This window comes from Spirulina subsalsa FACHB-351 (genome assembly GCF_026130165.1).
GTDB lineage: Bacteria > Cyanobacteriota > Cyanobacteriia > Cyanobacteriales > Spirulinaceae > Spirulina_A > Spirulina_A subsalsa_A.
The window spans coordinates 1-585 of the sequence record NZ_JAIHOM010000269.1 but is presented as its reverse complement, the minus strand read 5'-3'; the positions used below and the strand labels follow the sequence as shown (position 1 = coordinate 585).

Below are 585 nucleotides of genomic sequence, written 5' to 3'. Positions count from 1 at the left end.
CACCTACTTTCAGGCCTTCATTCTTGAACCCATCCTCACCCCCAGCGGCCTCGTTGATGCCGCAGACGACAGTTCAGATATTGGCTGGATTGAACCCCTCACCATTGACCCCTCCGACTTTGACCCCCCCGACTTTGACCCCCCCGACCTGCCAGAACCCGAAGTCGAACCCCCCACCAGCCCAGAACTTGACAATTTCGACAACAGCGAACCCGAATTCTCTCCCAATGAAGACCAACTTGAAATCATCCCCTACATCGAATTAGACCCCCAATCCCCCTTTAACGCCGGAGTCTTCACCGTCGGCGACACCGGACAAGTCGAAATCGACTACCTCTTTGACGGAGGGAAATATCAATTTGAACTCGCCATCTTCAGCTTAGAAGGCATGGAAGACTTTGAACCCGGTTCCGATGCCTTCATTGCCGAAGCGGCAAGACGCGCCCTCTCCAACTCCGAATTCGGTCACATCGTCATTCAAGACCGACTCGAAGGCGCTAGATTTGAAGGCCTGGGCAACCTTGGAGAAAATAACAACTGGAACTCTGGGGAATACCAAGGCATTAAATCCTTCTCCATGCGACC

General features: G+C 53.2%; 1 pseudogene. It reads left to right on the top strand.

The annotated features are described in order from the left end of the window. Window positions 1-585: pseudogene (locus K4A83_RS22805) on the top strand (S8 family serine peptidase); the annotation flags it as partial.